Here is an 8,698-nt window from a genome sequence, read left to right as displayed (position 1 = left end):
CAGCCAATATAGCCAAGGAACGGCTGCAAATTATCGTCGCTGAGCGTCGTCGTGGGGACAGTGAGCCCCATTATTTGCCTGACTTGAAACGCGATATTTTGGCGGTTATTTGTAAATACATTCAGATCGACCCTGAAATGCTGCATGTACAATTTGAGCAGAAAGGGGATGATATTTCGGTTCTTGAACTTAACGTGACATTACCGGAAACGGAAGAAACGCCTAAATGATTTCTTCGCAATAACTACCCCCTGTATTTATTTACAGGGGGTAATGCCGTTTTATTAGCTGTATATATACCCAGGCCTATTCTTGTTATATATACACCCGCCAAAGCAAGAAAATTCTTAGCGCTTATTTCTGCGATTAATATTGCTGTAAAATCTCGGTCAATTCCGTAGCCAATAAATCCCCACGCCAGCCACTTAATAATTCAGGTTGAGTCTCTATTGACTTCAATTTCCAATGCCAACTGAGTAATTGGTTTATTTGGCGGCGTGACGCCAACAATTCGCTACTTAGCCCACTGCGCTCACTGACCGACACAATAAGTGCTTTAATATCTTTAAAGACTTTCTTGTAACCCGGCTGGTCAATCAGATTGATAACCGGTGGCGGTAACTCATCCTCAGGCACGGCATTACCTTCAGCCACCAGCGCCAGCAGGGTGCGGCCATGGTAACGGATTTCCTGCCCACTTAACCCCAGTGAGTCAAGCTCACCCAGCGAGGTGGGCTGATAACGGGCGACTTGCCACAGATTCTCTTCGCGAACCACAAAGTTTACCGCCAAATCGCGTTCACGAGCCTGACGCAAGCGCCATGACGCCAGCTTTTGCAGACAAGCCAACTGATGACCGCGTAACTGCCAGGCATTGGTGATTTCGCGGTAGGCTAATTCGGGATCGAGGGTTTCACTACGACGGCGGCATAACAGCTCACATTCGTCAATAGCTGCGCCCATACGCCCTGCGGCTTCGGTCGCTTCAACTAATTTAGTGGCTAACGGCAACAGGTAAAATACGTCAGCAGCCGCGTAATCACACTGTTTTTCACTCAGCGGACGAGCAATCCAATCCGTGCGAGACTCGCTTTTATCTAATTCGACCCCTTCAAATTCATTCACCAACATGGCGAAACCGCACGATAACGAACGGCCAGAAAATGCCGCCAACACCTGAGTATCAATCATCGGTGTGGGCATGAGTTCGAAAGCATTCAAGAATACTTCGAGATCTTCACTCCCCGCATGCAGATACTTCACCACATGTAAATCTTGCAGCAATTCACGAAAAGGCTGCCACTGCGTAATGGGCAAAGGATCAATCAGTGAAAGTTGTTCACCGTCATACAGTTGAATCAGGCCCAACTGAGGGTAGTAGGTGCGGGTTCTGACAAACTCTGTATCCAGCGCAACATGGGCATGTGTTCGGGCTTGTTCGCAGACCTGCTGCAACGCACTGTCGGTCGTGATCAACTGATAATTCAAAACGTGATTCTCTATTAGTCGTTAGTTCTATGGCAAACACAACAACGCCGGTGATAACCGGCGTTGTTGATGATGATTGAGTGACTTCCTCGTTAAGCTAAGCCGCGTTTTGCTCGTTCGTCTTAGCTTTAATCTGCTCGTCACGCAGTTCCCTACGCAAAATTTTGCCAACATTCGATTTTGGCAATTCGTCACGGAACTCTACTATTTTTGGTACTTTATACCCTGTTAGGTAGCGGCGGCAATGGGTTAGCAGCTCTTCTTGGGTCAATGAGGCATCTTTTTTTACGACAAACAATTTTACTGTCTCACCGGAGACCTCATTAGGCACGCCTACAGCGGCAGACTCCAGCACTTTCGCATGTAACGCCACCACATCCTCAATCTCGTTGGGGTAGACATTAAAGCCAGAAACCAGAATCATATCCTTTTTACGATCAACGATACGCAAAAAACCTTGTTCATCTAACGTCGCAATATCACCTGTTGCCAGCCATCCATCTTTTAATACTTCATCTGTTGCTTCAGGGCGCTGCCAGTAGCCTAACATAACTTGTGGCCCGCGCACCCACAGTTCGCCCGGCTCACCTAAGGCAACATCATTACCTTCATCATCCACCAACCGAACATCGGTAGACGGTACGGGTAAGCCAATACTGCCACTGTAATGTTTCAAATCATACGGGTTACCCGTGACTAACGGCGAACATTCAGTCAACCCATAACCTTCCAGTAAATGTTTTCCGGTCAGTTTTTCCCACTTTTCGGCCACCGCTTTCTGCACTGGCATCCCACCACCAACGGAAAGCCGTAACGTCGAGAAGTCTAATTGGGTGAATTCTTCGTTATTCAATAACGCATTAAATAACGTATTCACTCCCGTCATTGCCGTGAAGGGATAGCGGCTGAGCTCTTTTACCATTCCAGCAATATCACGCGGGTTGGTTATCAATAAACTGCGCCCGCCTAATTCAATAAATAACAGGCAGTTCATGGTTAAAGCAAAGATATGATAGAGCGGCAGCGCCGTCACCACCAGCTCGTGACCGGGTTGCAACAATGGCGCGTAGGCCGCCTTAGCCTGTTCCAGGTTCGATTGCATATTACGGTGAGTTAACATGGCCCCTTTCGCCACGCCGGTAGTACCGCCGGTGTACTGCAAAAAGGCCATATCTGTATTGATAACATCCGGCTTCACATATTGCATCCGCCGACCTTTTTGTAAAGCGGTGCGAAATGAAATGGCGTCAGGTAAATAGTATTTCGGCACTAACCGCTTGATGTATTTCACCACAAAATTAACCAGAGTCCCTTTCGCGGTCGACAGTTGGTCGCCCATTCGGGTCAAAATGACATGCTTGACTTGGGTCTTAAATACGATTTTTTCCAATGTGTGGGCAAAGTTGGAGACAATAACAATGGCCGCGGCACCACTATCATTAAGCTGGTGCTCCAACTCTCGCGGGGTATACAACGGATTCACATTCACTACAACCATACCGGCGCGCAGAATACCGAACAAAGCGATAGGATATTGCAACAGGTTAGGCATCATCAATGCAACGCGGTCGCCTTTTTGTAATCCCAAGCCTTGCTGTAAATAGGCGGCAAAAGCCCGGCTACGCTCTTCCAGCTTACGGAAGGTCATCACCTCCCCCATATTGATGAACGCTGGTTGATCCGAATAACGTAATGCGGCGTTCTCAAACATTTCCACCAAAGAAGAATAGCGATCCGGGTCAATTTCTGCGGGGACATCTGCCGGATACCGCTTTAGCCATACTTTTTCCAAGGTAGCGCTCCTGAAATTATTATTAGTCGCCCAAATAGGGAGGCAAACTTATTTACACCAGAACTTTAACAATATTTTAACTCAGCTTACCAGTTTGCTTTTAAACAATTTTGAGGTTGCGATATACATCACTATTTTCTGGCGCTGAGATCATAGAAATAATCAAGTCGGCGAAGGCTGACAAATAAATCTCAACAAAATCAACAGGCTATTTTAGCTTGAACATATGAAATAGCATAACCTTATGATTATAAAATCTTTTATGTTTTATCCTGTTAATTGCAAATGTAAAAAGGGCGCTAAATTCAGCGCCCTTCTCTTAAATACAGGTTCTGGTGGGTAACCCGCACTACTCCGTAACGATAGTTTGTATCGGTGCGGGCCCTGGATTATACCAACCGCCCCAGCCTGGTCCCCACATCCCCGGATGACGATAACCCCAAGGGTCCATCATCGGTGGCATTAACACTTGCTGCTCAAGATGCCAACGCTTATAGCCCGTGGCATTCATTACCACAAAATCATAAGGTGCCTGGCCAATTTTACCCGCTTCAACACCGGTAATTGGCCCGACAACCGTGACAAGATGCCCACGGAAATCGACGGGTTCAAGGAAGCCATTCACATAAGCAATAACACGCCCTTGTGAAGGTTCACCCAAAATAGGTCTGGCTCCGGAATCTAACGGTACGCTAGCAATTTCAAGCCGGGTGCGCTGAGCTTCGTTGGTGACACTAATAACGGTGCCACCAAAACGTGCTTCCTGCCCGATAAATACTTTCGGATCGGTACGGACCAAATTAAGATTTTGCTGCGGTGTCGCGGTGGTCCCCTGAATCGCAGGCGGGATCGTGACGCAACCGGAAAGTAGCAAAGCGCCCAATCCAAGCCAGCCACACCTCCATTTATGGCTTCTGTTCGTCATAGATTGAGGTGTTGACGTGTTTATCGCCATAGCATGCAGCTCCTTATCCTATATCTGTAGCTATCTTAATATTTTAGACTCTAATCAAGATGACAAGTTGCTATATCCTTAATTTTTCACATTACAGCGGCATCGGTCTGTTCTAGCGACCCGGCAGTTTTTTCCAGGTCACTTCATTGCGCAGATAGACTGGCTCGGCATTCTCTACACTGACGACCCGCCCATTCGCCCATGATGATAGCGCCAGCGGCAGCATATCTTCAGCATGCGGCAAAGTTATTTCACCGTCAGTCAGCACCACACCGCTGCCGCTAATGAGGTCAGGATACGTCTGCCAGCCCGTCCCCACCGTGGCCCAAGTGCCACTCAATGATTGTGCGTGCTCCAGCGCTTGTGCCGGTGTCATCACCGCTTCACTTGCTTCACCGAGCCACAGCCCTTCGTCGTTGCGCTCAAATTCACCCCAATAAACTTCGCCCATCCGAGCATCTATTGCCGCTAATACGCGAGAGGCCCCCGTCAGGCGAAACGCCCCTTGAGCCATGGTTTGTAAGGTAGAAATGCCGATCATTGGCAAATCAGCGCCCAATGCCAGCCCTTGGCCAATGCCGATGCCAATTCTTACACCGGTAAAGCTGCCCGGCCCCCGGCCAAAAGCCAGTGCATCGAGTTGTTGCAGGGATAAGCCCGACTCCGCCAGCACTTGTTGCACCATGGGTAAAATTCGTTGGGTATGTTCTCGTGGGCAAAGCTCAAATAGGGCCTGAACTTCGCCGTTGTTCCAGAGCGCAACAGAACAAGCTTCTGTTGCGGTATCGATCGCTAAAATTCGCGTGGACATGCCAACCTCGGCAGGAAAAGAAGATGAATTCAACACAGGGCGCGCATGATAGCACACCCCTCCTCGCTTTTCCCTCAATCGCGCTGCTTGAGAAAAGCGATAGCTTTCGCCAAATCACGGGTCCGGGGCGCGGGGGGTAAACTGTTGAGGAACATCGCGCCATAAGGGCGCATCACCAGTCGATTATCACAGATAACCAGTACACCGCGATCATCAATATCACGGATCAAACGCCCCACACCTTGCTTGAGCGTAATCACTGCATCGGGCAATTGCACATCATTGAACGGGTCGCCGCCGCGCAAACGGCAATCTTCAATGCGTGCTTTCAATAAAGGGTCATCCGGCGAGGTAAACGGCAGTTTATCGATGATAACGCATGACAACGCATCACCGCGCACATCCACCCCTTCCCAAAAGCTACTGGTCGCCACCAACAGCGCATTCCCCGCCGCCACAAACTGAGCCAAGAGCTGCCCTTTGCTGGTTTCCCCTTGCACCAATACCGGTAGTGTCATGCTGGCGCGGAACTCTTCAGCCAACCCGCGCATCATCTGGTGCGAGGTACACAGGAAGAAACAGCGCCCTTTGTTAGCATCAATCAAAGGTTTTAGCATTACCGCCAGCTTACGCGCCGCCCCCGGCTCATTGGCGGAAGGCAGATTACGCGGCACACACAACAATGCTTGATTGGCATAATCAAATGGGCTGGGCAGTAACAGCGTTTTGGCGTGAGTCAGCCCCAACCGTGAGGTGAAATGTGATAATTGGTCATTCACTGAGAGTGTGGCTGAGGTGAAAATCCAGGTTCCGGGTTTTTCTTCGATTAATTCGCGAAAGCGGTCAGAAACTGACAATGGCGTTAGCGCCAGCACAAAATGTCGTGAGTTACATTCATACCAATAACTGTAACCGGGCATGGAGACATCTTTTAATCGTTTCAATCGGTTGCGATACACTGTCGCGCGTTCAAAGGCCGCATCCAACATAGCACTGCGCCCCAGCGAAAGCTTCATCACGTCGTAACACAGTTCCAGCGCATCATCGAGCAACAGCAGTGCCCGCTGAATAGCAGGTTGCTCCATCACATCGCGCAGATTACCGCGATAACCTGGGTCCCCCAACACCAAACGAAAGTCTTGCGTACTTTGGGTCAGGCGGTCAGCACTTTTTTGTAATTGCGCTGAATCACGCACCTCAGTTCGATAGGCAATAATAATGTCTTTTGCCAAATCCATCAGTTGCCTGCTGGTCAGTTGCTGACCGAAATATTGGCTGGCAATATCGGGTATCTGATGGGCTTCATCGAAAATCATCACATCAGCCGTGGGGATAAGTTCGGCAAACCCGCTCTCTTTCACCACCATATCTGCCAGGAATAAATGGTGGTTAACCACCACCACGTCAGCATCCATTGCCCGGCGGCGGGCTTTCACCACAAAACACTCTTTATATAGCGGGCAATCGCTGCCCAGACAATTATCATTGGTGCTGGTGACTAACGGCCAGACAAAACTGTCCTCGGCAACTTCACCGCAGGTGCTGATATCGCCGTCCACGGTTTCTGCTGACCAGCCGCGTAAGCGAACTAAATCCACTAATGTTTCACTGGCCAACTCGCCGCCCGCCAGTGATTGTTGCTCCAGCCGCTCCAGACACAGGTAGTTTGAGCGACCTTTGAGTAACGCTAGTTTTCCTTTGTATTTCAAGGCAGTTGCGACAGTGGGCAAATCTCGGGAATACAGTTGATCCTGCAACGCTTTGGAGCCAGTGGAGATAATAACTTTGCAATCAGCCCGTAATGCAGGAGCCAAATAAGCAAATGTTTTACCGGTCCCTGTACCCGCCTCAACCACCAGTTGTTGCTTGGCATCAATAGATTCACTGATTGCCGCAGCCATTTGGCGCTGGGACTCACGGGGATTAAAACCTGTAATGGCCTGTGCTAATGCACCGTCTGTTGCAAAATCGTCTGTCACGCTTTCTCTTCCGGGCGAAATCAGCGGTGATTATGCCAAGCCTGACGCCTCACGACCACACATTCTCGCCACAAGCTATGCTACCCTAATAGCAATTGACATTCACACAAGGGAGTGAAAATGAGTATTGAGCGCATTAATCCAGAAAAACGTTGGTCAGACGCAGTGGTATTTAACAATACAATCTATTACACCAGCGTTCCGGAAAATCTGGATGCAGACGCCACAGCGCAGACAGCAAACACCCTGGCAGCCATTGATATGATGCTGAATCAGCTCGGTTCAGATAAAGGCCGTATTTTGGATGCGACTATCTTTCTGGCTGATAAGGCCGACTTCGCGGCAATGAATGCAGCGTGGGATGCTTGGGTGGTTGATGGCAATGCACCAGTACGCTGCACGGTCGAAGCTAAACTAATGAATCCGAAGTATAAAGTTGAAATAAAAATTATTGCGGCTATTTGATTTTGCGATCTACTTCAACTAAAAAATGTCACTCGATATACCCAAAGTAATTGGAGTTGCAGGTAGGCGGCCAGCAAACAAATCCCGATGAGCTTACACTGGTAAGTGATTCGGGTTTGCGCGCGCAGCCAACACCCCTGCAACTTCAAGTACAAAGGGGATATCAGGATAGCTTAATCATTACCATGCCGGCCAAGAGCAGAATCAGACCAATCCAGCCTTTATAGTTCAGCCGCTGATTAAACAAAATCCAACCCGCGGCCACGGTGGCGGCGATACCGAACCCACCCCACAAAGCATAAGCCACTGATAATTCTATGCCTTTTACCGCTTGAGCCAACGCACTGAAGGCCCCTAACACGGATAACAGTGATAATATGCCCAACCATACCCGGCGAAAACCATCTGACATTTTCAGCAAGATATTGGCGATTATCTCCAGAATCACCGCCAATATTAGAAACGCAATATGATAAAACTCAAGCTGTTGCATGATGCTCACCCGAATTTCGGCTCGGACTGTTTGGTTTCTTTGGCTTGCGAGTGCCTGATTTCACTAACATTATGCCGCCGATCAAAGTCACTAAACCGGCAATTTTCAGTGGTGACAAGCTTTCATCAAACCACAACACACTGAAAACAGTGATAATCAGGATACCAATCCCTTCCCACAGCGCATAAGCCACGCCTAGTGCCACTTTTTTCACCGCCAGCGCCAGCAATATATATGAACCGGTTATCATAAAATACATCACGATATGCCCGGTCAATTCACCACTGACACTGGCGTATTTCATGGATAAAGTGCCGATAATTTCAGCCACAATCGCTAAACCTAAAAATATCCAATAAATCATTTTTCTTCTCCTAACACGCATAAACGCACGCTAAGGTCTATTTGTTACGGTTATCCTCACTCGGCATCCTATTCATAGGGAATAGACGTGCGCAGGCCGTAAGAAATAGAAACTCACTTGGCGTATAAATTTTGTTAAATTTATTAACTACGGCAGAAGAAAGACGCTACAGCTCGCTACACCAGTGATGCTCACTGGCCAGAATGGCAGACAGGAAGAGTTGGCAGGTAGAAGGTTTGAAAGTAATTCCATTAATTTTCATCATAATATATCTCTTTTTTTTAGCCACACGCGGTTTAGCTACATTCTTGTATGCAAAACTTAGTGTGATACGCCTAAAACCCTCATCAA

General features: G+C 48.4%; 10 protein-coding genes. 2 read left to right on the top strand and 8 right to left on the bottom strand.

Going from position 1 to position 8,698, the window contains the following annotated elements; all coding sequences use genetic code 11:
• Positions 1-230 (top strand): cell division topological specificity factor MinE (minE, locus tag ACNSO8_RS01230; RefSeq protein WP_418393564.1); only part of this gene is annotated, 230 nt, incomplete at its 5' end.
• Positions 231-366: 136 nt separating this feature from the next.
• On the opposite strand, the gene rnd is transcribed toward minE, so the two are convergent.
• The 5 genes from rnd to ACNSO8_RS01205 form a co-directional block, all read right to left on the bottom strand.
• Positions 367-1,488 carry a ribonuclease D gene (gene rnd / locus ACNSO8_RS01225; protein WP_418393580.1) on the bottom strand — a complete coding sequence of 374 codons (1,122 nt, stop codon included), beginning with the start codon at positions 1,486-1,488 and terminating at the stop codon, positions 367-369.
• A 97-nt stretch (positions 1,489-1,585) separates the two neighbouring features.
• On the bottom strand, positions 1,586-3,280 hold the full coding sequence (gene fadD / locus ACNSO8_RS01220; RefSeq protein ID WP_418393579.1) for a long-chain-fatty-acid--CoA ligase FadD: 1,695 nt from the start codon (positions 3,278-3,280) through the stop codon (positions 1,586-1,588).
• A gap of 349 nt (positions 3,281-3,629) precedes the next feature.
• A complete protein-coding gene (locus tag ACNSO8_RS01215; RefSeq protein ID WP_418393578.1) occupies positions 3,630-4,235 on the bottom strand; it encodes a Slp family lipoprotein in 606 nt (201 codons plus the stop codon).
• 112 nt (positions 4,236-4,347) lie between these two features.
• Positions 4,348-5,046 (bottom strand): tRNA (adenosine(37)-N6)-threonylcarbamoyltransferase complex dimerization subunit type 1 TsaB, encoded by a 699-nt coding sequence (gene tsaB / locus ACNSO8_RS01210; RefSeq protein ID WP_418393581.1) that lies wholly within the window; start codon positions 5,044-5,046, stop codon positions 4,348-4,350.
• Between the two features lie 74 nt (positions 5,047-5,120).
• Entirely contained in the window at positions 5,121-7,025 is a 1,905-nt protein-coding gene (locus ACNSO8_RS01205) for an ATP-dependent DNA helicase (RefSeq protein ID WP_418393577.1), read from the bottom strand.
• Positions 7,026-7,145: 120 nt separating this feature from the next.
• On the opposite strand from ACNSO8_RS01205, the gene ACNSO8_RS01200 reads away from it, so the two are divergent.
• On the top strand, positions 7,146-7,490 hold the full coding sequence (locus ACNSO8_RS01200) for a RidA family protein (protein WP_038633337.1): 345 nt from the start codon (positions 7,146-7,148) through the stop codon (positions 7,488-7,490).
• Positions 7,491-7,653: 163 nt separating this feature from the next.
• Here ACNSO8_RS01200 and mdtI read toward each other — a convergent pair whose 3' ends face one another.
• The 3 genes from mdtI to ACNSO8_RS01185 form a co-directional block, all read right to left on the bottom strand.
• Positions 7,654-7,983 (bottom strand): multidrug/spermidine efflux SMR transporter subunit MdtI, encoded by a 330-nt coding sequence (gene mdtI / locus ACNSO8_RS01195; protein ID WP_005163022.1) that lies wholly within the window; start codon positions 7,981-7,983, stop codon positions 7,654-7,656.
• Entirely contained in the window at positions 7,970-8,347 is a 378-nt protein-coding gene (mdtJ, locus tag ACNSO8_RS01190; RefSeq protein WP_418393576.1) for a multidrug/spermidine efflux SMR transporter subunit MdtJ, read from the bottom strand. The genes mdtI and mdtJ overlap by 14 nt, the downstream gene beginning before the upstream one ends.
• 166 nt (positions 8,348-8,513) lie before the next feature.
• Positions 8,514-8,698: hypothetical protein (locus ACNSO8_RS01185; protein WP_418393563.1), on the bottom strand; the 185-nt coding region annotated here is incomplete at its 5' end.

The sequence above is a fragment of the Yersinia sp. LJYL362 genome, from assembly GCF_048323875.1.
This window is presented reverse-complemented; position numbering and strand designations above follow the sequence as displayed.